At 71.6% G+C, this 21,706-nt stretch carries 21 protein-coding genes and 1 pseudogene; 11 read left to right on the top strand and 11 right to left on the bottom strand.

Features of this window, described 5'->3' with window-relative positions; all coding sequences use genetic code 11:
• Nucleotides 1-12 precede the first annotated feature (12 nt).
• Nucleotides 13-882: an acyl-CoA thioesterase gene (locus AQJ67_RS42305; protein ID WP_062725144.1), complete on the top strand. Its 870-nt coding sequence runs from the start codon at nt 13-15 to the stop codon at nt 880-882.
• On the opposite strand, the gene AQJ67_RS42300 is transcribed toward AQJ67_RS42305, so the two are convergent.
• Nucleotides 869-1,849, bottom strand: coding sequence for a DUF6397 family protein (locus tag AQJ67_RS42300; protein ID WP_062725142.1), 981 nt, complete (start codon nt 1,847-1,849; stop codon nt 869-871). The two genes, AQJ67_RS42305 and AQJ67_RS42300, sit on opposite strands and share 14 nt — an antisense overlap.
• A gap of 126 nt (nt 1,850-1,975) precedes the next feature.
• The gene (locus tag AQJ67_RS42295) at nt 1,976-2,389 is read right to left on the bottom strand and encodes a roadblock/LC7 domain-containing protein (protein ID WP_062725140.1); all 414 of its coding nucleotides are present in this window, start codon (nt 2,387-2,389) and stop codon (nt 1,976-1,978) included.
• 95 nt (nt 2,390-2,484) lie between these two features.
• Between AQJ67_RS42295 and AQJ67_RS42290 the strand changes: the two genes are divergently transcribed.
• Nucleotides 2,485-2,913, top strand: a complete 429-nt coding sequence (locus tag AQJ67_RS42290) for a PPOX class F420-dependent oxidoreductase (RefSeq protein ID WP_062725138.1) — start codon at nt 2,485-2,487, stop codon at nt 2,911-2,913.
• 18 nt (nt 2,914-2,931) lie between these two features.
• Here AQJ67_RS42290 and AQJ67_RS42285 read toward each other — a convergent pair whose 3' ends face one another.
• The 5 genes from AQJ67_RS42285 to AQJ67_RS42265 form a co-directional block, all read right to left on the bottom strand.
• Nucleotides 2,932-3,537 (bottom strand): GTP-binding protein, encoded by a 606-nt coding sequence (locus tag AQJ67_RS42285; RefSeq protein ID WP_062725136.1) that lies wholly within the window; start codon nt 3,535-3,537, stop codon nt 2,932-2,934.
• Between the two features lie 119 nt (nt 3,538-3,656).
• Nucleotides 3,657-4,070, bottom strand: a complete 414-nt coding sequence (locus AQJ67_RS42280; protein WP_062725134.1) for a DUF742 domain-containing protein — start codon at nt 4,068-4,070, stop codon at nt 3,657-3,659.
• Between the two features lie 22 nt (nt 4,071-4,092).
• On the bottom strand, nt 4,093-4,566 hold the full coding sequence (locus tag AQJ67_RS42275) for a roadblock/LC7 domain-containing protein (RefSeq protein WP_062725132.1): 474 nt from the start codon (nt 4,564-4,566) through the stop codon (nt 4,093-4,095).
• Nucleotides 4,563-7,085: a sensor histidine kinase gene (locus tag AQJ67_RS42270; RefSeq protein ID WP_062725130.1), complete on the bottom strand. Its 2,523-nt coding sequence runs from the start codon at nt 7,083-7,085 to the stop codon at nt 4,563-4,565. The genes AQJ67_RS42275 and AQJ67_RS42270 overlap by 4 nt, the downstream gene beginning before the upstream one ends.
• A gap of 69 nt (nt 7,086-7,154) precedes the next feature.
• On the bottom strand, nt 7,155-7,928 hold the full coding sequence (locus AQJ67_RS42265; protein WP_062725128.1) for an MHYT domain-containing protein: 774 nt from the start codon (nt 7,926-7,928) through the stop codon (nt 7,155-7,157).
• Nucleotides 7,929-8,071: 143 nt separating this feature from the next.
• Between AQJ67_RS42265 and AQJ67_RS42260 the strand changes: the two genes are divergently transcribed.
• Nucleotides 8,072-8,680 (top strand): class I SAM-dependent methyltransferase, encoded by a 609-nt coding sequence (locus AQJ67_RS42260; protein ID WP_208615143.1) that lies wholly within the window; start codon nt 8,072-8,074, stop codon nt 8,678-8,680.
• 4 nt (nt 8,681-8,684) lie between these two features.
• Here AQJ67_RS42260 and AQJ67_RS42255 read toward each other — a convergent pair whose 3' ends face one another.
• Nucleotides 8,685-9,440: an alpha/beta fold hydrolase gene (locus tag AQJ67_RS42255; protein ID WP_062725126.1), complete on the bottom strand. Its 756-nt coding sequence runs from the start codon at nt 9,438-9,440 to the stop codon at nt 8,685-8,687.
• 229 nt (nt 9,441-9,669) lie between these two features.
• Here AQJ67_RS42255 and AQJ67_RS42250 point away from each other — a divergent pair, with 229 nt between their 5' ends.
• From AQJ67_RS42250 to AQJ67_RS49985, 4 genes and pseudogenes are all read left to right on the top strand, one after another.
• The gene (locus AQJ67_RS42250; protein ID WP_062725124.1) at nt 9,670-10,194 is read left to right on the top strand and encodes a PadR family transcriptional regulator; all 525 of its coding nucleotides are present in this window, start codon (nt 9,670-9,672) and stop codon (nt 10,192-10,194) included.
• Nucleotides 10,195-10,308: 114 nt separating this feature from the next.
• A complete protein-coding gene (locus tag AQJ67_RS42245) occupies nt 10,309-10,623 on the top strand; it encodes a hypothetical protein (RefSeq protein WP_062725224.1) in 315 nt (104 codons plus the stop codon).
• Between the two features lie 134 nt (nt 10,624-10,757).
• Complete coding sequence (locus tag AQJ67_RS42240; RefSeq protein WP_062725122.1) at nt 10,758-11,651, top strand: hypothetical protein; 894 nt, start codon at nt 10,758-10,760, stop codon at nt 11,649-11,651.
• Nucleotides 11,652-11,787: 136 nt separating this feature from the next.
• Nucleotides 11,788-12,041, top strand: a pseudogene (locus AQJ67_RS49985) (tannase/feruloyl esterase family alpha/beta hydrolase); the annotation flags it as partial.
• A gap of 3 nt (nt 12,042-12,044) precedes the next feature.
• Here AQJ67_RS49985 and AQJ67_RS42235 read toward each other — a convergent pair.
• Entirely contained in the window at nt 12,045-12,227 is a 183-nt protein-coding gene (locus AQJ67_RS42235; protein ID WP_062725222.1) for a hypothetical protein, read from the bottom strand.
• A gap of 290 nt (nt 12,228-12,517) precedes the next feature.
• On the opposite strand from AQJ67_RS42235, the gene AQJ67_RS42230 reads away from it, so the two are divergent.
• From AQJ67_RS42230 to AQJ67_RS42220, 3 genes are all read left to right on the top strand, one after another.
• On the top strand, nt 12,518-15,370 hold the full coding sequence (locus AQJ67_RS42230) for a DEAD/DEAH box helicase (RefSeq protein WP_062725120.1): 2,853 nt from the start codon (nt 12,518-12,520) through the stop codon (nt 15,368-15,370).
• A complete protein-coding gene (locus tag AQJ67_RS42225) occupies nt 15,367-16,653 on the top strand; it encodes an SWIM zinc finger family protein (protein ID WP_062725118.1) in 1,287 nt (428 codons plus the stop codon). Before AQJ67_RS42230 ends, AQJ67_RS42225 begins: the two co-directional genes overlap by 4 nt.
• 127 nt (nt 16,654-16,780) lie before the next feature.
• Complete coding sequence (locus AQJ67_RS42220; protein WP_062725116.1) at nt 16,781-18,139, top strand: esterase-like activity of phytase family protein; 1,359 nt, start codon at nt 16,781-16,783, stop codon at nt 18,137-18,139.
• Nucleotides 18,140-18,228: 89 nt separating this feature from the next.
• On the opposite strand, the gene AQJ67_RS42215 is transcribed toward AQJ67_RS42220, so the two are convergent.
• Together AQJ67_RS42215 and xylA are read right to left on the bottom strand one after the other, a co-directional pair.
• Entirely contained in the window at nt 18,229-18,486 is a 258-nt protein-coding gene (locus AQJ67_RS42215) for a hypothetical protein (protein ID WP_062725114.1), read from the bottom strand.
• A gap of 401 nt (nt 18,487-18,887) precedes the next feature.
• On the bottom strand, nt 18,888-20,054 hold the full coding sequence (xylA, locus tag AQJ67_RS42210) for a xylose isomerase (protein ID WP_062725111.1): 1,167 nt from the start codon (nt 20,052-20,054) through the stop codon (nt 18,888-18,890).
• A gap of 201 nt (nt 20,055-20,255) precedes the next feature.
• Here xylA and xylB point away from each other — a divergent pair, with 201 nt between their 5' ends.
• Nucleotides 20,256-21,701 (top strand): xylulokinase, encoded by a 1,446-nt coding sequence (gene xylB, locus AQJ67_RS42205; RefSeq protein ID WP_062725109.1) that lies wholly within the window; start codon nt 20,256-20,258, stop codon nt 21,699-21,701.
• The last annotated feature ends 5 nt before the right edge of the window (nt 21,702-21,706 follow it).

Below are 21,706 nucleotides of genomic sequence, written 5' to 3'. Positions count from 1 at the left end.
AGAATCTCACCCATGACGACGAACCCGGCCGAGAGGCTCGTCGACCTGCTCGACCTGGAGCAGATCGAGGTCAACATATTCCGTGGCCGCAGCCCGCAGGAGTCCCTGCAAAGGGTCTTCGGCGGCCAGGTGGCGGGCCAGGCACTGGTCGCCGCCGCGCGCACCACCGAAGGCGACCGGCCTGTGCATTCGCTGCACGCGTACTTCCTGCGCCCGGGGCGGCCGGGGGTGCCGATCGTGTACCAGGTCGAACGGGTGCGGGACGGCAGGTCGTTCACGACCCGGCGGGTCACCGCGGTGCAGCAGGGCCGCACGATCTTCAATCTCACCGCCTCCTTTCACAAGCCTGAACAGGGGAGCTTCGAGCATCAGCTGCCGCCGGCCCGCAAAGTGCCGGACCCGGAGTCGCTGCCGACGGTCACCGACGAGATCCGGGAGCATCTGGGCACGCTGCCGGAGCAGTTGGAGCGGATGGCACGGCGTCAGCCCTTCGACATCCGCTATGTCGACCGGCTGCGCTGGACCGAGGAGGAGGTCAAGGACGCCGAACCGCGCAGCGCGGTGTGGATGCGCGCGGTCGGGCCGCTGGGCGACGACCCGGTCGTGCACACCTGCGCGCTGACCTACGCCAGCGACATGACCCTCCTCGACGCGGTCCGTATCCCCGTCGAACCGCTGTGGGGTCCGCGCAGCTTCGACATCGCGTCGCTGGACCACGCCATGTGGTTCCACCGGCCCTTCCGCGCGGACGAGTGGTTCCTGTACGACCAGGAGTCACCGATCGCGACCGGCGGGCGTGGCCTCGCCCGTGGGCGGATCTACGACCTGGAGGGTCGACTTCTGGTGTCCGTCGTCCAGGAGGGGCTCTTCAGGTCGTTGTAGCCCGGCGGTTTCTGCGACGGAACCGGCTCAGCAGGCCGCGTGGCGGTTGCGGCTCCTCGGGCCGTCCCAGTTCCTCAGGGCGTCCCGGCAGCTCCCTCCGTTCCCGCTGTTCCGGCAGTTCCGGTTGCTCGGTCCGCGGCGATCCGACGTGCGCCGGATGCGTGGGCACCGGGGTCCGTTTGCCCGTGGGGCGCGGGGCGGGTCGCCTGTCGCGTGCCTCTTCCAGGACCGACGCCAGGTCGGCCCGCAGCAGGCTGATCTCGTCCGGGTCGTCCGCCGTCATGATCCGGCCGGCGATCAGCGAGGCGGGTGAGCCCGGCGCACCGGCGGCCGGTGGCCCTGGCCGGAAGCGGTTCAGGTGGGAGCGCTCATAGGGGTCGGGGACGATTTCCGCGATCTGGACTGGATCGAGGAAGGCGGCCAGGGCGCCGGCGCTCTCCCATGGGTCTTCGGCCAGTCGCAGCAGGAACCCCCTGTGGCGTCCACGCCAGTTGCGCGCACGCAGGTCCAGTCCCGCGTCCAGCAGACCGCGCGGGCCTTCCGGCATACGGCGGGCGTGCAGCAGAGGGGCGCTCTTCTCGTCGGCGGCGGACTGCTTCAGCTCTTCGGCGAGATACAGCCAGACCACGGCCCGATAGCGGTTGAGGTACCACTTCACCGGCACCACCAGGCCCAGGCGTGCGAGGCGAGTGAACCTGCCGGGCGGTACGCCCATGACGTCCGCCCCCTCCGTCGTGCCCACCACCTGCACGCGGTGCCGCAACGACTCGGGAAACCCCTCCCCCGTACGCAGACGCTCGATCTCCGTCCGTGGGACGCGCCTGCCTCCGCCTCCTTCGTCAGGCACGGTCCGGATGAGTCCGAGGTGGACGGCCAGGTCCAACTCGCCTCGCTTCAGGCCCAGTTCCCGGGACGCGCGGCTCGGCGTGAAGAAGAGGCGGTGCGGTGTGGTGATGGTGTCGGACATGGTCGGTCTCCCCCGCGGAGTCAGTGGCTCACGCTCTGTGCGTTCGCCGTGACAAAACCGTAGCCGCTCCGGCGGATCTCGCGGCAGGCCTGTGGATAACTCCGCGGGGGATAACGATCCAGCAGGTCAGAGCTCTGTGACCGGTTTCCGCTCGGGCTGTCGGGCGTCCACGTCGAGGTGCTCACCGACCCGGTTGACGAGCAGGGTCATCTCGTAGGCGATCTGGCCGATGTCGGCTTCCGCCGCGCTGAGCACGCACAGACAGCTGCCGGTGCCGGCCGCGGTGACGAACAGCACGGCGTCGTCGAACTCGACCATCGTCTGACGGACTCTCCCCGCGCCGAAGTGCCGTCCCGAGCCCTTGGCCAGGCTGTGCAGTCCGGACGAGACGGCCGCGAGATGCTCCGCGTCCTCGCGTCGCAGCCCCGTGCTCGCACCCGTCACCAGACCGTCGTTGGACAGCACCAACGCGTGCCGCACATGATCGACGCGTTCTGTCAGGTCGTCCAGGAGCCAGCCGAGTCCCTGGTTCTGCGCCATGATCCGGTCTCCCCGTGTAGATGTCTCCCCCTGCGCCGGAGGTCTCTTCGCCACCCTTCCCGACGATCCGGCCCATGGGCAAGGAGGATGGGGGCATGGCGCAGAAGATGACCGATGAGGAATGGCGGGCGTTCGTCTCGCAGGGCACCCGCACCGCGAAGCTGTCGACCGTGCGGTCCGACGGGAGCCCCCATGTGACACCGATCTGGTTCGTGCTCGACGGGGACGACTTGGTGTTCAACACCGGCAAGTCGAGTGTGAAGGGCCGCAACCTGGCCCGGGACGGCCGGGTGGCGTTGTGCGTGGACGAGGACCGGCCGCCGTACGACTTCGTGGTGCTGCGGGGACGGGCCGTGGTTTCGGAGGATCTCGATGAGTTGAGGCACTGGGCCGGTCGCATCGGGGCGCGTTACATGGGCGAGGAGCGCGCGGAGGAGTTCGGGGCGCGCAACGGTGTGCCGGGTGAACTCCTCGTCCGCGTCACGATCGACAAGGTGCTGGCGGAGAAGGGCGTCGCCGACTGACCGCGGGCCGGACGCCGATCAGCCCACGGAGTCCAGCAGCCGGGCGGTGTGCATCCGTCCGGCGTACTCGACGAGTCGGATCAGCACCTCCTTGCCCGAGTCGCGGTCCCGTGCGTCGCACAGCACGACCGGTGTCCCCTGGTCGAGGTCGAGGGCGCGCGAGACGTCCTGGGCGCCGTACGTCCGTGCGCCCGCGAAGCAGTTGACAGCCACGACGAACGGGATGTGGCGGTGCTCGAAGTAGTCCACCGCCGGAAAGCAGTCCTCCAGGCGCCGGGTGTCCGCGAGGACCACGGCGCCCAGCGCTCCCTGTGAGAGCTCGTCCCACAGGAACCAGAACCGGTCCTGGCCGGGGGTGCCGAAGAGGTAGAGGGACAGGCCGGAGCGTATGGTGATGCGCCCGAAGTCCATGGCGACCGTCGTGGTGACCTTCTGGTCCACGCCGTCGGTGTCGTCCACCAACTGCCCGGCTTCGCTCAGCAGTTCCTCGGTGCGCAGCGGCCTGATCTCGCTGACCGCGCCCACCAGGGTGGTCTTGCCGACGCCGAAACCGCCGGCGACGAGGATCTTCAACGCCAGCGCGGCGGTCTCGCCGTCGGAGGCGTCGGGGTGCTCGGAGACCATCGATCACTTCTCTCGGGAGTACCGGCATAGGTCGACGTCACGGTGCGAAGTCAGCATCATGACAACTGCGGCTCCTCTTCGTGGGGTTGGACCGCTTTTGGCTGGTTCTGAAAGGACGTCTACAGCGCCCGCAATCCTTCGATCACCTCGCGCAGAATCCGTTCGTCGGGGAGCTGCGCGGGCGGTACCGGACGGCTGACGGTGACGCGGCCGCGTTCCAGGAGGTCGCCGAGGAGCACCCTGACGACCCCCACGGGCAGATCGGCGCCGGCCGCGAGTTCCGCGACCGACTGCGTCTCGGGTCGGCAGAGGTCGATGAGGGTCCGGTGTTCCGGCCCGAGCGCGCTGTCGTCACCGGCGCCGGTTGCGGTGGCGTCGAGTGTGACAAGGGCGATCAGATCGAAGCGGACCCCGGTGGGCCCGGGTTTGGTGCGTCCGCCCGTCATGGCGTACGGGCGGACGAGGGGCCCGGCCTCGTTGTCGTACCACTGGCTGCCCGGCTCGCGCGGGGCGTCCGTCGTGTCCTCGGTCATCTGCGCGGACCGCCCTTCCGGTTCATCCCGCGGCGGGCGGGCGCGCGGCGGCACGCGCGGGCGTGTAGAGGTGCTCGCCGACGCGCTTGACCAGCCGTGCCATCTCGTACGCCACCAGTCCGATGTCGGCGGTGACTGCGGTGAGGACGGCGAGGCAGGAGCCGTCGCCCGCGGCGGCCACGAACAGGAAGGCGTCGTCCATCTCCACCATGGTCTGCCGCACGCCGCCGGCGCCGAAGTGCCGGCCCGCGCCCTTGGCCAGGCTGTGGAAGCCGGAGGCGACCGCGGCGAGGTGCTCGGCGTCCTCGCGGCGCAGGCCCGTCGAGGCGCCCACGGTGAGGCCGTCGTTGGACAGCACCACGGCATGCCGTACTTCGCTCACCCGCAGCACCAGGTCGTCCAGCAGCCAGTCGAGTTCACCGGACCTCCCCCACTCTCGGCTCTGCTCGTTCGGGGGGACCCCCATGCCGGCCCTCATGCTCGGATCCTGGATCATGCGAGGTCTCCTTCGTCGGCGTCGCTGTGCTCTGCGGAATCGGGTGCGCCCCCGTGGCCGGGCTGCCTGCCGCCGCCGCGCGCCCAGCCGTCGCGGTAGGCCGCCATGCGGTCCCTGACGAGTTCGGGGGTGCGCCGGTCGTCGTCGCGCGAGGTGGCTGTCGCCGGTTGTTCGTCGTGGCGTCCCGCGCGCAGTTGGGGGGCGAGACTCGCCTGGCGTACGCGGCGTGGGAGGTCGTCGGAGGCTTCGGAGTCGTCCGGGGGGCGATGCAGTCGCAAGGTGGTGACTCCGCGGGGTGGGGTGTCGGTTCGGGGCTCCGCCGCGGTCGGCGCGGAAGCCACCAGCGCGGGCCGGTCGGCGACCGCGTGGACGGGCTCCTGGTGCCGGTCGGCTGCGGGCACGCGCGCGTACGCGCGTTCGGCGGGCCGGTCGGCGTCCGCCTGCTGCTCGAGGGAACGTTCCGCCGTGGCGTTGTGCAGCAGGGCCGTGGGCAGCAGGACGACCGCGGTGGTGCCACCGTAGGGCGAGGCGCGCAGGTGCACCTTGATGCCGTGCCGGGACGCGAGCCTGCTGACGACGAACAGTCCGAGCCGGTCGCTGTCGAACAGGTCGAGCGCCTCGGACTGTTCGATGCGCCGGTTGGCCTCGGTGAGCGTCTCCTTGCCCATGCCGAGGCCGCGGTCCTCGACCTCGACGGCGTAGCCGTTGCCGACGGGTTCGCCGGTGACGCGCACGCGTGTGTGGGGCGGTGAGAACTGGGCGGCGTTCTCGATGATCTCGGCGAGGAGGTGGGTGAGGTCTGCGACGGCCGCGCCGACGACGGACGTCTCGGGGAGCTGTCGTACCTCCACGCGCGCGTAGTCCTCGACTTCGGAGACGGCCGCGCGGACCACGTCGGTCAGGGAGACCGGCTTCCGCCAGGCCCGCCCGGGCGCCGCCCCGGAGAGAATGATCAGGCTCTCGGCGTGGCGTCTCATGCGGGTGGTGAGGTGGTCGAGCCGGAAGAGGTCGCTCAGTTCGTTCGGGTCGTCGGAGCGTCGCTCCATGCTGTCCAGCAGGCTCAGTTGGCGGTGTACGAGGACCTGGCTGCGGCGGGCGAGGTTGACGAAGACGCCGGAGATGCCGCTGGCGAGTTCGGCGCGCTCCACGGCGGCACGCAGGGCGGCGCGGTGGACGGTGCCCAGGGCCTCGGCGACCTGACCGGTCTCGTCCTCGGCGGGCGGTCCGGTCGGTGCCTCGGCCTCGACGTCGATCTCCTCACCGGCGCGCAGTTTCCGCATGGCCTCGGGGAGTTTGCGCCGGGCGATCTCCAGGGCGCTGTTGCGCAGGCTCACCAACTCGACGACCAGGCCGCGGCCGATCCGTACGGAGATCACCAGTGACGCGGCGACGGCGGCGAGGCCGAAGAGAACGGCGGCGCCGGCCGGGGTGAGCAGACCGCGGGTGAACGGGTCGGCGCGGTCCGCGACATCGCGCCCGGCGTCCTGCTCGACCGTCCGCATCGCGTCCTGCACGTGTGCGTGTGCCTTGCCCCAGGTGGCTTCGGCCGCGGCGTCGATCGCGTGTGCGCCCGGTGCGGTGGCGAGGACCTTGTCCTCGACGGCGGCCACGGTCGCGTAGTCGCCGCCGGCTGCGAGGTTCTGCCAGGCGGCGCGTTCCGGGCCACGCAGGTCGGCCACGGCGGACTCGGTGAGGGTACGGCGGGTGTCGACAGCCCCGGTGAACAGCCGCAGCCGCTCTCCGTCGAGGCGTCCGGCGAGGCGTGCGCTGTCCAGCACGACGTTTTCCTGGGCCAGCGCCTCGCCCGCGCGGGCGAACTCGAGCAGTACGCGCGCGTCGGAGCCGAGTTCGGCGTCCTGGATGCCGGTGAGCGCGCCGCCCACCGAGAACGCGCTCTCGATGGTCCTCGTGTACCGCCCGTACGCTTCGTCCCAGCCCGAGCGACGATCGAGCACGGCGGTCCGTACGGTGCTCAGTTGCTCGGCGCCGGTGACGAACGCCTCCAGCCGGCGGGCCACTCCGGCGGGGAGTTCCTCGCCGTCGGCGACGGTGTTGCGGTCGCCGAGCCGTAGCCGCGCCACCGCCTTGTCGGTGTCCGCCGCGAGCTTCTTGTAGTCGTCGCTCGATCCCGCCGACGGGTCGGTCGCGTAACGCACCGCGGCCTCGCGTTCGGCCTGGAGGGCGGCGACGGCGGCCGCTGCCGGCGACCTGATCTCGGTGTCCACGCGCTGCAACTGGCGCAGCCTGGAGACGTCCTGTGCGGTGCTGACGGTGGCGTAGGCCCACAGGGCCAGCAGTGAGACGACGGGCACCATCAGGAGGCAGACGATCTTGGCGCGGACGGTGCGCGGACGTATGCGCCAGCGCTCCGCACGCGTGGGCGTGTCCTCCGGCGTCCCGCCCAGGGGCGCCTCGGGGCCTTCGTCGGCCGGCGGTCCGGCGTGGGCGCGGCGGCCGCGCACGAGGGGCTGGGACGGCGTCTGGGCGCCGGCTGCGATGGTCCTACGGGGTGTACGCATGGCCTCCTCGCTCGGAAGTAATTCGGGGCGTGCTGTTCCGGGCCGTCACGGGTCCGGCTCCGCCGGCCGCTAGCCGGTGACGCTCTCGACCGGTTCCTGGGCCGAAGCGGATGCCGCACGTTCCCCCGTGGTGGGCGACAGCGCGACGAATGCCGAGGTCAGGAAGAGGTAGGACCCGAGGCCGACGGCGAGGGGGAAGATGAACTGCATCGCCGTGGCCCCGGGCAGGACCGCGCCGGCCGGTGTGACGTCCACGCTCACCGCGAACATCCCGGTGTAGTGCATGCTGCTGACCGCGGCGCCCATGATCAGTGAGGCGATGGTGACGGCGACGGGCGACTTAATGTTGAGCGCGGCCCACAGGGCCGCCGTCGCCGCGACGATGGCGATCAGGACGGAGAGTCCGACGAGAACCGGGTCGTAGGTGACGTCGCCGTGCAGGCGTACGGCGGCCATGCCCAGGTAGTGCATGCTCGCCACACCGAGCCCGGTGGTGAGCCCGCCGAGGAAGAGCGCGCGGGCGCGGTCACGGCTGTATCCGACCGCGAAGACGCCGCCGCAGACGACGGCCATGGCGACGAGGAGGCTCACGATGGTGAGCGGCACGTCGTAGCGGATGTCGGTGCCGCTGACGCTGAAGCCGAGCATGGCCACGAAGTGCATGGTCCAGATGCCGGTGCCGATCGCCGAGGCGGCGGTGATGAGCCAGTTGCGGCGCGACCGGCCGGTGGCGCCGAGCGCGCGGACGGTGCAGCGCAGCCCCAGCGCGGCGCCTATGCACGCCATCACGTACGACAGCACGGGGGTCAGCCAGCCGAGGGCGGCGTGGTCCAGGTGTCCCATGGCCCCGGGACGCTAGTCGGGGCAGGGGCGCGCGGAGGGGGCGCATTTCGAAAGCTGTTGGAATATGACGCAGAGATGCAGCGGAACGATCGCGTCACGCTCGAACGTGTGCACAGCAGTGTCATCCGTGCCGGTGAGGGATCATGCGGAACATGAGCGACGACCACACGCATGTGCAGGAGTTCTTCACGGCCCGCGCCGCCGCCTGGGACAGCAGGTTCCCGGACGACGGGCCCGCCTTCGCGGCCGCGGTCGCGGAGCTCGGGCTGCGCGAGGGGGACCGCGTGCTCGACGCGGGCTGCGGCACGGGGCGGGCCCTGCCGCCGCTGCGTGCCGCCGTGGGCCCCTCCGGACTGGTTCTGGGTGCCGATCTGACCCCGGCCATGCTGGAGGCCGCCGTACGGGCGGGACGCGGCGCGGACGGGCAGTTGCTGCTCGCCGACGTGACCGCGCTGCCGTTGCGGCCGGAATCACTCGACGCCGTGTTCGCGGCCGGCCTCGTCGCGCATCTGCCCGACCCCGCCGAGAACCTGCGGGAGTTGGCCCGCGTGGTGCGCCGCGACGGCATGCTCGCGCTGTTCCACCCGATCGGCAGGGCGGCCCTCGCGGCCCGCCAGGGTCGGCAGATCACTCCGGGTGATCTACGCGCCGAGCCCAACCTGCGCCCGCTGCTGGCCGGTTCCGGGTGGCGCATGACGTCGTACGTCGACGAGGACGACCGCTTCCTGGCGCTGGCCGTCCGGGATTCCTGACGTCTCAGCCCCGCCCGGCGACGGCGGCCACGAACGCGTCCGGGTTGTCGAGCATGACGTTGTGGCCGGCGCCGGGCACGGTCACCACACGCACACCCGCGGCCTCCAGGGCCGCGCTGCCGGCGAGTTCACCAGTGAGCTCGCCCTGAAGGAACACACGGTCGACCGGCAGACCCTCGAGGATGTCCCGCATGATCGGGTCGGAACCCCGCCTCAGCCATGTCGCGCTGCGATGGAGGGCCCGCGGGTCGGCCAGCCGCATGGTCGACGCCCACAACGGGCCGACCGCGTCCAGCACGCGCGCGTACGCCCCGCCGACGAACTCCTCCTCCTCGTAGGCCGTGATCCACGCGCTCCCTGCGGCAGGCGGGGGCGAGGCGTCGAGGTTGGCCTCGGTGAGGACCAGCCGGGAGACGAGGTCGGGCCGACGGTGGGCCAGCACCAGGGCGACGGAACCGCCCATACTGTGCGCGATCAGCTCCGCCCCGCTCTCACCCGCCGCGTCCAGGGCCGCCGCCAGGGCGTCGGCGTGGTCCTCCAGCCGGTAGCCGAAGTCCTCGGGCCGGTCGCTGATGCCATGCCCCGGCAGGTCGACGAACAGACTCCGTCGGCCCGCGAGTTCGGGCCGTGCGGCGATATGGGCGTGGTACACGGAGGAGACCGACCCCAGTCCGTGCACGTACACGCGCGCGGGTCCCTCCCCCGGCGTCTCCGTCCAGCGGATGCAGCTGCCCTTGCCGTCGAACTCGGTCTGCCTCATCGCGTCCTCCCCTTGGAGCCTTGTCGGCCATGACTCGGCGGCCGTGACCCGGCGGCCGCGACTCGGCGGCCGGGCGAGTCGGCCACGCCCGGCCTTGGCTGTGCCGTGCCGTGCCGTGCCGTGCCGCTGCGCCTTGCCGCTTCACGAAGGATATACATCGTCACCGATGTATCAACACCTCGATGTACTCCGCCTTGGATATACAACCCATGCGAGCGAGAATGTGGCCATGCTGGAGCTCGCCATCCTCGGATTCCTCTACGACACCCCGCTCCACGGCTACGAGCTGCGCAAACGCCTGACAGCACTGACAGGGCACGTGAAGCCGGTCGCCGAGAGCACGCTGTACCCCGCGATCAAACGCCTGGAGAAGGCGGGCCTGCTCGCCCGCGCCACGGAACCCGGCTCCGTGGCCGCGCCGCGCCACGTCCTGACGCTGACCGAATCGGGCCGACTGGAACTTCGCCGCCGGCTCGCCGAGCCGGACCAGCGCGACATCAGCGACGAGAACCGGTGGTTCACGGTGCTCGCCTTCCTGCGGCACCTGGGGGACGCGCCCGCCCAGTCGGCCGTCCTCCGGCGTCGGCTGGCCTTCCTCGAAGAGCCCGCGAGCTTCTTCTACGACGGTGAGCGGCCACTGCGCGCCGAGGAACTGGACGATCCCTTCCGGCGCGGCCTGCTCACCATCGCGCGGGCCACTTCCCGGGCCGAACTCACCTGGCTGCGCGAGACGATCGCCTCACTTGACGGCTGATGGAAAGCGCTTCACCGCACCGGCCCTCTTCTGTCGCCGAAGCTCCAACTCTAGGTTGAACAGTGGAAGATGAACGATCAGCCGGATCAGCCACACAGGGGGAAGGCGGTCATCATGTGGGACACGGTGCGCAAGGCGTGTTCGAGACTTTTCCGCTCCTCGCACACCGAGGAAGTCAGCAACCGTGAGGAGCACACGCACAAGGAGAAGCGCACGCACAACCTCTTCGAGGCCGCCGCCGTGTACGTGTCGGCCTGCGCGGAGGACGACCAGGATCAGATCGACGAGGCCTCCGGATGGGTCTCACCGGAGGCGCTGTCGTTCGGGGTGAGCGAGCTGGCGTGCCGGGCCGTCATCGCGCTCGCCCGGGAGCGCGACGAGTCGCCGCAGACCGTCGCCCGGACCCTGCTAGGGCTCCCGGCGGCCTGACACCGTGGACGATCTCGGTCGATTCGCCCCGACCAGTCGGAAAGCTGCAGCTCGGGTGTGCCGGGGAGTCGTGACAAGCGGCTTCCGCTCGCACTAGGGTGCGCGCCGATGGACGAACCGATGGGGAGGCTGGGATGGCCGGGACGGACGAGGAGGCCGTCGCCGCCGCGGACGATGCGCTCTATGTGCTCACGGCGGTGTTGCTGACGCCGGCGAAGTTCCCGAGCGTGCTGGGCGACGACTACCCGGAGGCCTGTGCGGCGCTCGGCCTCGCGCCGCTCGCCGACGGGTACGGCCTGGTCCTCGGCCAGGACGGCGACGGAGCCCGGTGGACGGTCGTCATCGACGACGTCTCCCTGGTCGCCGTCGCCATCGCGTCCTGGGACTGCGGCATGGAGTACGACCTCTCACCCGACGAACGTACGGTCGTGGCCGCGCTGCCCGGATGGCCTCTCGCGGTCGCCGTCGCCGCCCCCAACGTGCCGGATCCGCACGATCCTGACCCCGACGTCGCGGACGGTCCGCCGTTGGCGCCGCCGGACACGAGCGTGTGGGGGCCGGCCCAGCGGCGCCTGGGCGCCGACGAGATCGCCTTGCAGTGGGCGATCTGGCGCGAGCAGATCGACGACACCGACTTCGCTACACCGGGCGGTGGGGCGACGGACTCCACCGAGGCCACGGACGCGGACGCGGGCGCGGGCGCGGGCGAGCGCGAAAGCGAAGGGACCGAGAAGGGCGACCGCGGCGAGCCCCAGAGTGGCCACGGCGGCATCCGAAGGGTCCTCGCGGAGGCTCGCGCCTACGTGGACTCGCCGCCGCCCCTCGGCCGCGTCAGGTCCTCGTTCGCCCCGGGCGACGCGCGGACCCTGCGTGCGGACGGTCCCGGCTGGTCGCTGGTCGCCAGGACCGACGACATCGCGTTCGTACTCCTCGACGACGAGCCCGGCGAGGTCCTGCCGGTGGGTCGCGGGCCGGAGCTGCCCGGGCTGCTGGAGGCGCTCGACAAGATGGCCGTACGTCCCAGCTGAGCGGCGCGCGGACGGCATGGCAGCGCCCGAGCACGGAACAGGTCGGTGTCAGGCGACCCCATCTCGCGATGACGTTCAGGTGGCCCCGACCCATGGATGGCACGGAACCAGGACCGCACCATGAGGCAGCCTTCACGACGCCGGCGGTCGCGGCCGGCTGCACCGCTACTACACGATCACGGGCGGCACTCATGTCGACGGCCTGTACGACACCTATTCGGACCGGCTCCGCCCGATCTGCCGTGCTACCGGTCAGCCTTAGACGCGCTGGTCTCCTGGGTGGAGCGGGGCACCCGACCGCCCGCGGACCACACCGTCGGCAGGCCCGCGAGCGGCGACGTCCTCAACTCCTGCCCGCTGTCCGTCCCGGCAGCGCGGGCGGCCAGGTGAGGGTCAGCGACCGAGCTCCTTGCGCGTGACACGGCGCAGCCTGCGCCGCTGTGACGGGTCGAGCGTGAGGTACGCGGCGGCCGGGACTCCCAGGACTATCAGGAGCGCGGCCCACCAGGGCAACCAGATCAGCAGGATGAGACCGGCCGCCACACCTCCCACGGCGATCTTCGCGTTCTTCGACATGTGCGTCGCCTCCTTCGCGGCCACTGCCGCTCTCTGACCTGAAAACGGGTCCGCGCTTCCAACGGTTCCGAACCGCGACCCTGAGACGACCCTGAGGTGCGGCCCCTACTGGTTACGGAGCTCCGGCGCCGACCGATGTGCGATCAACGTGCCGGGTTCCGCAGGAGGGAGATACCCAGTCGACTGGACGGTGACTCAGGTCACACAGTCGGCTCGTCCGGGGAATGCTCGAATGCTGTACCCTCGGCGACTCCATGCGGGTAGTCAAATTTGAGGAGTGTCGCAGAGTCGTGCCGAGGCTTCCCGACGCAACACTGTCCGAGATCTCCGAACTGGTTTACTGCTGTGCCGTCTTCGTGCCCGGCGACCCGGCTCGCACCGGCCGCGTCGCCTTCTGGCGTGCGGACGGGGGCGCCGTGCCGCTCGTCGCGTGCGGATCCGTCGAGGAGCTCGCTGTCGCGCTGCCCGGCGACGACTGTGTGGAGCTGGTGACCGTGCCGGCTGTCGTGGTTCCGGTGCGTGCAGCCCTGCCGGTCCTCATGCGTGCGCGTACGTCCGCTCAGGCGCACCGCGCGGGCGTCTTCTGGGGCGCGGCCGCCGTGCTGGCCCTTCAGTTGGTGGCCCGTGGGCTGCTGCTGCCCGGCCTCTCGGCGAACGACCACGATGCCTGGCGCACCGGCCCTCTGCGACCCGAGGACATCGAGCAGGTCCGCGCGCTTGCCGCCGCGATGCCGCCCGAGGCGCACGCACTGCCGTTGAGCAGCGTGCGGCCGCTACGGCTGCCGGACCCGGAGCGGCTGCTGCGGGCCTTCCTGGACGCGGTCGCCGATGTGCTTCCCCGCTCGCCCGCGGCGGCGCTCGTGACCGGCGGGCCCGCCTACGCCGTGCAGGAGCCTCAGCACGTGCCCGACCAGCGGGCGTGGGCCGCGGATGTCGCCGCCGGCCACGACGAGGGCGTACGGCTGTCCCTGCGGCTCGACGCACCCGGCCTCGGCACGGCGGCCTCCGACGACGTGGCCCCGTCCTTCCGGGCGGTGCTGCAAGTGCACAGCGTCAGCGATCCGACGCTGGTCGCGGACGCCGCCGACGTATGGGCGGACTCCGGAGCCTTCGGCCCACGCGCGCGGATGGACGCCCTTCTGGCACTGCGCCGCGCGGCCCGCGCGTGGGCGCCGCTCACACCGCTCCTCGCCGCGGCCGTCCCGGACGCGGTGGAACTGGCCGACGACGAGGTGGCCGACCTTCTTCGAAAGGGCGCTCGGACGCTCGCCGGAGCCGGGATCGACGTGCACTGGCCCAAGGAGTTGGCTCACAAACTGACCGCTCGCGCGGTGATCGGTCCGCCGGACGACGAGGCCGCTCCCGGCCGGGTCTTCTCCGACACGCCGTCGCTCCTGTCGGCCGACGCGCTGCTCGCCTTCAACTGGTGGTTCGCGATGGGCGACCAGCGGCTCACGCGCGAGGAGCTGGACCGGCTCGCCGAGGCGAACCGCCCCGTGGTGCGGCTGCGCGACCAGTGGGTCCTCGTCGACCCTCACGAGGTACTTCGCGCCCGGGCGCAGCAGGACCGCAAGGTGACGCCCATCGACGCGCTCGGCGCCGCGCTGACCGGCTCCACGGAGGTCGACGGCCGCCAGGTCGAGGTCCAGGCCACGGGCTGGCTGGCGGCGCTGCGCGAGCGGCTCGCGGACCCCGAGGGACAGGAGCCGGTGGGCCAGCCGGCCGCCCTCGACGCCACGCTGCGGGACTACCAGCGGCGCGGCTTGAACTGGCTGGCCCGGATGACGTCCCTGGGCCTGGGCTGCTGCCTGGCCGACGACATGGGCCTCGGCAAGACGATCACGCTGATCGCGCTGCATCTTCACCGGCAGTCCGACCCCGCGTCGACCGGACCGACGCTGGTCGTGTGTCCGACGTCCCTGATGGGCAACTGGCAGCGCGAGATCGAGAAGTTCGCTCCCGGCACGCGCGTGCGCCGCTTCCACGGCTCTCGGCGCGATCTGGGTTCGGTGACGGACGGGGAGTTCGTACTGACCACGTACGGCACGATGCGCCTGGACGCCCGCCGCCTCGCCGAGGTGCCGTGGGGCATGGTCGTGGCGGACGAGGCCCAGCACGTGAAGAACCCGTACTCGGCGACCGCGCGCGAGCTGCGTTCCATCGACACACGCGCACGCGTGGCGCTCACCGGCACCCCCGTCGAGAACAACCTGTCGGAACTGTGGGCGATCCTCGACTGGACGACGCCCGGCCTGCTGGGCCGCCTCGGCACCTTCCGCACGCGCTATGCCCAGGCGGTCGAGGGCGGGCAGGACCCGGCCGCCGCCGAACGCCTCACACGACTGGTACGCCCGTTCCTGCTGCGCCGGCGCAAGTCGGACCCAGGGATCGCACCCGAGCTCCCGCCGAAGACGGAGACCGATCGTGCCGTGTCCCTCACCACCGAACAGGCGGGTCTGTACGAGGCGGTGGTCCGCGAGACGCTCGCGGAGATCGCCGGAGCCGACAGCATGGCGCGGCGCGGTCTGATCGTGAAGCTCCTGACGGGTCTGAAGCAGATCTGCAACCACCCGGCGCAGTTCCTCAAGGAGGAGCGGCCGAGGATCGCCGAGCGCTCCGGGAAGCTGGAGCTGCTGGACGAGTTGCTCGACACGATCCTCTCCGAGGGGGCGAGCGTCCTGGTCTTCACGCAGTACGTGCGGATGGGACGCCTCATCGAGCGGCACCTGGCGGCTCGTGGCGTACCCTCGCAGTTCCTGCACGGCGGAACACCGGTGGCCGAGCGCGAAACGCTGGTGCGGCGCTTCCAGGACGGTGAAGTGCCCGTCTTCCTGCTGTCGTTGAAGGCCGCGGGCACCGGTCTGAACCTGACCCGCGCGGAACACGTCGTGCACTACGACCGCTGGTGGAACCCCGCCGTCGAGGCGCAGGCCACCGACCGCGCGTACCGCATCGGCCAGACCCGGCCCGTGCAGGTGCACCGGCTGATCGCCGAGGGAACCATCGAGGACCGTATCGCCGACATGCTGAGCCGCAAGCGCGAGCTGGCCGACGCTGTGCTCGGCGCCGGCGAGGCGGCACTCACCGAGCTGACGGACGCGGAGCTGGCCGATCTGGTGGAACTGCGAGGGGGCGCCCGATGACTGGACACGACGCTGACATGGAGCGCACTTTCGCGGCGCTCCCGCCCGCGCACGGACGCGGGTTCGCGCAAACCTGGTGGGGCCAGGCCTGGCTGAAGGCGCTGGAGGAGACGGCGCTGGACTCCCGGCAGCTCAAGGCGGGCCGCGGGCTCGCGCGCGCGGGAGCGGTCGGTGCGGTGTCCGTGCGTCCGGGGCGTATCACGGCTGTCGTGCAGGGCCGCGACCGTACGGCGCACCGGGCCGACGTGCTGCTGGAGGAGCTCACCGACGAACAGTGGGACCGCTTCCTGGACATGGCCGTCGAACGAGCCGGGCATGTCGCCGCGCTGCTGGACCGCGAGATGCCGCCGCACCTGGTGGAGGACGCGGCAGCCACGGGCATCGAACTGCTGCCGGGCATGGGCGATCTGGAACCGGAGTGCGGCTGCGGCGCCTGGGACCACTGCGGGCACACGGCGGCCCTCTGCTACCAGATGGCACGTCTCCTGGACCAGGACCCCTTCGTGCTGCTGCTGATGCGCGGACGGGGCGAACGCGGCCTCCTGGACGACCTCCAGGCCCGCAGCGCGGCACCCGCCGAAACACCGTCCGAACGGTCGGCGTCGCCCGAACCGGAGGGAGTGGACGCCGAGGAGGCGTACGCGACCTGCGAGATCCTGCCGCCGCTGCCCACTCTGCCCGAGCTGCCGGCCGAGCCGGGACGGCCTCCGTCGCTGGACACCGAGACGCCTCCCGCGCCCGGCGTCGACCCGGCCGCCCTGGAGTTCCTGGCCGCCCGGACCGCCGCGGAGGCACACCGCGCGCTCGCGGAGATCCTGCGCACCAGCGGCTCGGAACAGCACGCCACCGAGACGGAGTTGACACTCAGTCAGGACGCGGTACGTCTCGCCGCCGGCTCCCCCGTCACGGATGTGGCGGAGCGACTGGCCGAGGGTTCGGGACGCGGCCGGGAGGAGCTGGAGATCGCCGTACGCGCGTGGCATCTGGGCGGTGTCGCCGCGCTGTCCGTGCTGGACGAGGAGTGGACCGTGGAGGGCGAGACGCTCGCACGTGCGCGTGCCGCCCTGGAAGCCGCGTGGGACGACGAACGGCCGTCGCTGCGGGCGAAGGGCAACCGGTGGACGGTGGTCGGCGCGCAGAGGCAACTCCGCCTGGGCCGGGACGGCCAGTGGTGGCCTTACCGCGAGGAACGGGGCCGCTGGGTGCCCGGAGGAGGTCCCGCGCAGGATCCGGCAACCGCACTGGCCTCGGTGGACGTGGCGACCGCGGAGGAGCAGGGGTGAGGCCCGCGCGGCGGTGACGTCGGCTCGCCGAGCGCCCGTCGTCCCGCGTTCACCCAGCTGTCGTACGGCGTTCCGCGGGGGCTCCAAATCTGGCCGCTGTCCGTGAACTTGGTCCCCTGGATGCCCGATGTCCCCGCACCGCACCGGCCGGCGCCGTGCCCACCGTTTCGTCGCCGGGGGCGTGCCCCTCGCCGTGATCGCGGCGCTCGCGGCCGCCGGGCCCGCCGTCGGCGCCGGGGGCCGGGACGGCGACGGCGACGGCGACGCACACGTCGTGCGCACGGCGACGCTCGGCGACATCCCGCTCGGCGCCTTCAGCAACGCGTTGCTGCCCGGCACCGTGGCCGACGACCGTGGTGTGGATCTCGGCGGCATCGGGAGCGACATCTTTCCGGCTGGCCGTAAGGGCGAGTTCTGGACGGTCACGGACCGCGGCCCCAACGGCCAGATCAAGATCGACGGCACGAAGCGGCGTACGTTTCCCGTGCCGGGCTTCGACCCCGCGATCGTGAAGGTCCGGGTGTCCGCAGGCAGCGTGCGCGTGCTGGACGCGATCCCGGTCACGACCGCCGCTGGGAAGCCCGTCACCGGGCTGTCGAACCAGAAGGGTCGCGACGAGGCGCCGTACTCCTACGACGCGCGTACTCCTCTGTCGTACGACCCGAACGGGCTGGACACCGAAGGCATCGTGCGGGCCGCGGACGGGAGTTTCTGGCTCGTCGACGAATACGGACCATCCTTGGTGCACGTCTCCGCGCGCGGGAGGGTCCTCACGCGCTATGTGCCCGAGGGCCTGGGGCTCACCGGCACCGGCTACCCGGTCGTGGAGGCCCTGCCCTCCGTCCTGCTCCACCGGAAGATCAACCGAGGCTTCGAGGGGCTGGCCCAACTTCCGGGCGGCGACCTGGTGCTGGCCGTCCAGAGCCCGCTGTCGCTGCCGGACACGGATGCCGGGGAGGCGTCGCGCACCGCGCGGCTGCTGCGTTTCTCACCAGCCAAGAAGTCGGTCACCGCCGAGTACGCGTACCGCTTCGACCCGGTGAACGTGGTGGACCCGAGCGAGGACGACACCTCGGAGCTGAAGATCTCGTCAGTCGTCGCGGTGGGCGGGAACCGGCTGCTGGTCGAGGAGCGCACCGACAAGGCCGCTCGGCTGCACCTGGTACGACTGGACCGTTCCGCCGACATCCTCGGCGGCCCCTGGGACGACGACACGACGTCTCCCTCGCTGGAACAGCTCGACGACCCGGCGGCCTCGGGTGTGCCGGTGCTCGCCAAGAAGCTGGTCGTTGACCTGGGCACGGTCGCCGGTGTGCCCGGCAAGATCGAGGGCATCGCGCGCGTGGACCACGACACCCTTGCTCTCGTCAACGACAACGACTTCGGGATGACGGACGGCGAGGGCGCGTTCGACGGCCAGGGCAGGCTGGTGGACAGCGGGGTGGAGACGTCCGTGGTCTACGTGCGGTTGCCTCACGGGATCTGATCGCGGCATCGAACTCGCGGCACGCGTGCGTGGCCGCCGAAGGGGCGGCACGCGCGCGTGCCCTCGACCGTGCTCTTCCCGGGCCGCCGCTACGGCAGCTCGTCGGCGAACGACGGGAGAAGCGATTCCAGGTCGCTGGGAAAGCCACTCGGAAGTTCCGTGGGAAACCCTGACGGGAGCGATGTCGGCAGTTCGCTCGGCAGCTTGCTGGGAAGCTCGGTCGGGATGCTGAAAGACGGCTTGGGCGAGCTGCTCGTGCTCTCGGCGGGCGATTTCTCGCCGGGTGAGTCGTCGCTGCCCGAGGCCATCAGGACCACGGCCACGACGGCTCCGACGGCGACGATCACGACGAGCAGGATGACCAGAGGGCTGGGCCGCCGCCTCGGTCCACCGCCTCCGCCAGAGGGCTCCTGCGGAGGCCAGCCACCGTACGTGGGCGGGCCGCTGTCCCCTGGAGGGGGCCCGTAGCCGCCGGTAGGCGGTCCGAAGCCACCGCCCGGAGGCGGCGTGTCACCCGGCGGTCCCGGCGGCTGAGGCGGTACGGGCGGCATGGCCATACCGTCAAGGGTCGCCCCGTGGCGGCCGGCACGCGACCCCCGCGCGGGAGTTGATACCGGCCCATGCCATGGATCGCATGGTTCCGGAACATTACGCACGAAAAACGGTCAACCACCCGCACGCGTGTGACCGGATCCCCGGCGCCCTGGGCGTCGGGCGGTCACACGCGCTCGGGTACGCACGCGTGGTCTCAGCCGCGGGCGCCCAGCAGGTGGTCCATGGCCAGCTGGTCGAGCCGCTCGAAGGCCATCCCGCGCGCGGCGGCCGCCTCGACGTCGAACTCCTCGAAGGCCGTGCGGTCGGCGAGCAGCGCCTTGAGACCGTCCGCCGCCGTGGGCTGCGCCAACTCGTCCAGGCGTGAGGCACGCAGGGCCTCCTGGACCTCCGGGTCGGCCCGGAAGGCGGCAGAACGCTCCTTGAGGATGAGGTAGTTGCGCATGCAGCCGGCGGCCGACGCCCACACGCCGTCGAGGTCCTCGGTCCGCGGCGGCTTGAAGTCGAAGTGCTTCGGACCGGCGTAACCGGCACTCTCCAGAAGGTCGACCAGCCAGAAGGCCGAGCGCAGGTCGCCGGCGCCGAAGCGCAGGTCCTGGTCGTACTTGATGCCGGACTGGCCGTTGAGGTCGATGTGGAAGAGCTTGCCCGCCCACAGGGCCTGTGCGATGCCGTGCGGGAAGTTGAGCCCGGCCATCTGCTCGTGGCCGACCTCGGGATTGACGCCGTACAGCTCAGGGCGCTCCAGGCGCTCGATGAACGCCAGGGCGTGGCCGACGGTGGGCAGCAGGATGTCGCCGCGCGGCTCGTTGGGCTTGGGCTCGATCGCGAACCTCAGGTCGTAGCCCTGCTCGGTGACGTACTCGCCGAGGAGGTCGAAGGCCTCCTTCATGCGGTCCAGAGCGACGCGTACGTCCTTGGCGGCGCCGGACTCGGCGCCCTCACGGCCGCCCCAGGCGACGTACGTCTGCGCGCCCAGCTCGGCCGCCAGGTCGATGTTGCGGATCGTCTTGCGCAGGGCGTAACGGCGCACGTCGCGGTCGTTGGCCGTGAACGCGCCGTCCTTGAAGACGGGGTGGGTGAAGAGGTTGGTCGTGGCCATCGGCACCTTCATGCCGGTGGCGTCGAGCGCCTCGCGGAAGCGCTTGATGTGCGCCTCGCGCTCGGTGTCGGAGGACCCGAAGGGGATCAGGTCGTCGTCGTGGAAGGTGACGCCGTGGGCGCCGAGCTCGGCCAGGCGCTGCACCGTCTCGACCGGGTCGAGGGCACGGCGGGTGGCGTCGCCGAAGGGGTCCCGCCCCTGCCAGCCGACGGTCCACAGGCCGAAGGTGAACCTGTCCTCGGGGGTGGGCTGGTAGCTCATGCCGCGGCTCCTTGCTTGCTGACGACTGCTTGCACGACTCGCTACGACTATTTCGTCATGGCGCTTTACAAATTAGTATGCCCACGCGCCCCTGGGAAGGGACAAGATGTCCCCGAAGGGGTGAGGGCCGGGTCGTGACACTCCGGGCACCCTCGAAACAGCAGGTCAGAGCCCGTAGAGCCGCGGAAAAGGGAGAGCCCGATGTCAGCAGCCGAGGGTCCGCTCGTAGTCGGCGTGGACACGTCCACCCAGTCCACCAAGGCGCTGGTCGTCGACGCGGCGACGGGCCGGGTCGTCGCGAGCGGCCAGGCACCGCACACGGTGTCCTCCGGGGCCGGCCGCGAGAGCGACCCGCGCCAGTGGTGGGACGCCCTGTGCGAAGCGCTGCGCCAGTGCGGCGACGCGGCGCGCGAGGCCGCAGCGGTGTCGATCGGCGGCCAGCAGCACGGCCTGGTCACCCTGGACGGCCGGGGCGAACCGGTCCGTCCGGCTCTGCTGTGGAACGACGTGCGCTCGGCGCCGCAGGCCCGCCGGCTGACCGAGGAGCTGGGCGGCGCGAAGTTCTGGGCCGAGCGCACCGGCTCCGTCCCGGCCGCCTCCTTCACCGTGACGAAGTGGGCCTGGCTGGCCGAGAACGAGCCGGAGTCCGTCCGGGCCACCAGGGCCGTACGCCTCCCCCACGACTATCTGACCGAACGCCTCACGGGGCAGGGCACCACCGACCGCGGCGACGCCTCCGGCACGGGTTGGTGGGCGTCGGGGACGGAGTCGTACGACGAGGAGATCCTCGCGCGCGTGGGGCTCGACCCGGCGATGCTGCCCCGCGTGGTGCGGTCCGGCGAGGTGGCGGGCACGGTGCGCGACAGCCATGACCTGCCGTTCTCCAAGGGCACCCTGGTCGCCCCCGGCACCGGCGACAACGCCGCCGCGGCGCTGGGGCTCGGCCTGCGTCCCGGTATGCCGGTGCTGAGCCTCGGCACGTCGGGCACGGTGTACGCGGTGTCGAAGCGCCGTCCCGCCGACCCGACCGGCACCGTGGCGGGCTTCGCGGACGCGCACGGCGACTGGCTGCCGCTGGCGTGCACCCTTAACTGCACGCTTGCCGTCGACCGCCTCGCGTCCCTGCTGGGCCTCGACCGCGAGGCCGTGGAACCCACCACCGGCCTCACGCTGCTGCCCTACCTGGACGGCGAACGCACCCCGAACCTGCCGAACGCCTCCGGCCTCCTGCACGGCCTGCGCCACGACACGACCGCCGGCCAGCTTCTCCAGGCCGCCTACGACGGTGCCGTCCACGCGCTGCTCGGCGCCCTGGACCTGGTCCTGGACGAGGACGCGGACCGTTCGGCGCCACTGCTGCTGATCGGCGGCGGCGCCCGTGGCACGGCCTGGCAGCAGACCGTACGGCGGCTGTCGGGGCGTCCGGTGCAGGTCCCCGAGGCAAAGGAACTGGTCGCCCTGGGGGCCGCGGCCCAGGCGGCCGGTCTGCTGACCGGCGAGGATCCGGCGGCGGTGGCCCGGCGCTGGAACACCACCCGGGGGCCCGTACTCGACGCTGTGGAGCGCGACGAGGAGACGCTGGCCAGGATCAGCGGGGTACTCTCCGACGCGGCCCCGCTGCTGGAGCGGAGCTCCGAGACGCATTGAGGACT

The organism is Streptomyces caeruleatus (assembly GCF_001514235.1).
Lineage (GTDB): Bacteria > Actinomycetota > Actinomycetes > Streptomycetales > Streptomycetaceae > Streptomyces > Streptomyces caeruleatus.
Note: the sequence above shows the minus strand (reverse complement) of the source record. Positions and strands in the feature narration are given on the sequence as shown.

Coding starts and splice junctions, on each gene's coding strand:
- AQJ67_RS42300 (WP_062725142.1), bottom strand. CDS start 1,849: ATGTCCGACACCATCACCACACCGCACCGCCTCTTCTTCACGCCGAGC.
- AQJ67_RS42250 (WP_062725124.1), top strand. CDS start 9,670: ATGCTGGAGCTCGCCATCCTCGGATTCCTCTACGACACCCCGCTCCAC.
- AQJ67_RS42305 (WP_062725144.1), top strand. CDS start 13: ATGACGACGAACCCGGCCGAGAGGCTCGTCGACCTGCTCGACCTGGAG.
- AQJ67_RS42225 (WP_062725118.1), top strand. CDS start 15,367: ATGACTGGACACGACGCTGACATGGAGCGCACTTTCGCGGCGCTCCCG.
- xylB (WP_062725109.1), top strand. CDS start 20,256: ATGTCAGCAGCCGAGGGTCCGCTCGTAGTCGGCGTGGACACGTCCACC.
- AQJ67_RS42255 (WP_062725126.1), bottom strand. CDS start 9,440: ATGAGGCAGACCGAGTTCGACGGCAAGGGCAGCTGCATCCGCTGGACG.
- AQJ67_RS42235 (WP_062725222.1), bottom strand. CDS start 12,227: ATGTCGAAGAACGCGAAGATCGCCGTGGGAGGTGTGGCGGCCGGTCTC.
- AQJ67_RS42275 (WP_062725132.1), bottom strand. CDS start 4,566: ATGATCCAGGATCCGAGCATGAGGGCCGGCATGGGGGTCCCCCCGAAC.
- AQJ67_RS42220 (WP_062725116.1), top strand. CDS start 16,781: ATGTCCCCGCACCGCACCGGCCGGCGCCGTGCCCACCGTTTCGTCGCC.
- AQJ67_RS42260 (WP_208615143.1), top strand. CDS start 8,072: ATGCGGAACATGAGCGACGACCACACGCATGTGCAGGAGTTCTTCACG.
- AQJ67_RS42295 (WP_062725140.1), bottom strand. CDS start 2,389: ATGGCGCAGAACCAGGGACTCGGCTGGCTCCTGGACGACCTGACAGAA.
- AQJ67_RS42240 (WP_062725122.1), top strand. CDS start 10,758: ATGGCCGGGACGGACGAGGAGGCCGTCGCCGCCGCGGACGATGCGCTC.
- AQJ67_RS42285 (WP_062725136.1), bottom strand. CDS start 3,537: ATGGTCTCCGAGCACCCCGACGCCTCCGACGGCGAGACCGCCGCGCTG.
- AQJ67_RS42245 (WP_062725224.1), top strand. CDS start 10,309: ATGTGGGACACGGTGCGCAAGGCGTGTTCGAGACTTTTCCGCTCCTCG.
- AQJ67_RS42290 (WP_062725138.1), top strand. CDS start 2,485: ATGGCGCAGAAGATGACCGATGAGGAATGGCGGGCGTTCGTCTCGCAG.
- AQJ67_RS42280 (WP_062725134.1), bottom strand. CDS start 4,070: ATGACCGAGGACACGACGGACGCCCCGCGCGAGCCGGGCAGCCAGTGG.
- AQJ67_RS42265 (WP_062725128.1), bottom strand. CDS start 7,928: ATGGGACACCTGGACCACGCCGCCCTCGGCTGGCTGACCCCCGTGCTG.
- AQJ67_RS42270 (WP_062725130.1), bottom strand. CDS start 7,085: ATGCGTACACCCCGTAGGACCATCGCAGCCGGCGCCCAGACGCCGTCC.
- xylA (WP_062725111.1), bottom strand. CDS start 20,054: ATGAGCTACCAGCCCACCCCCGAGGACAGGTTCACCTTCGGCCTGTGG.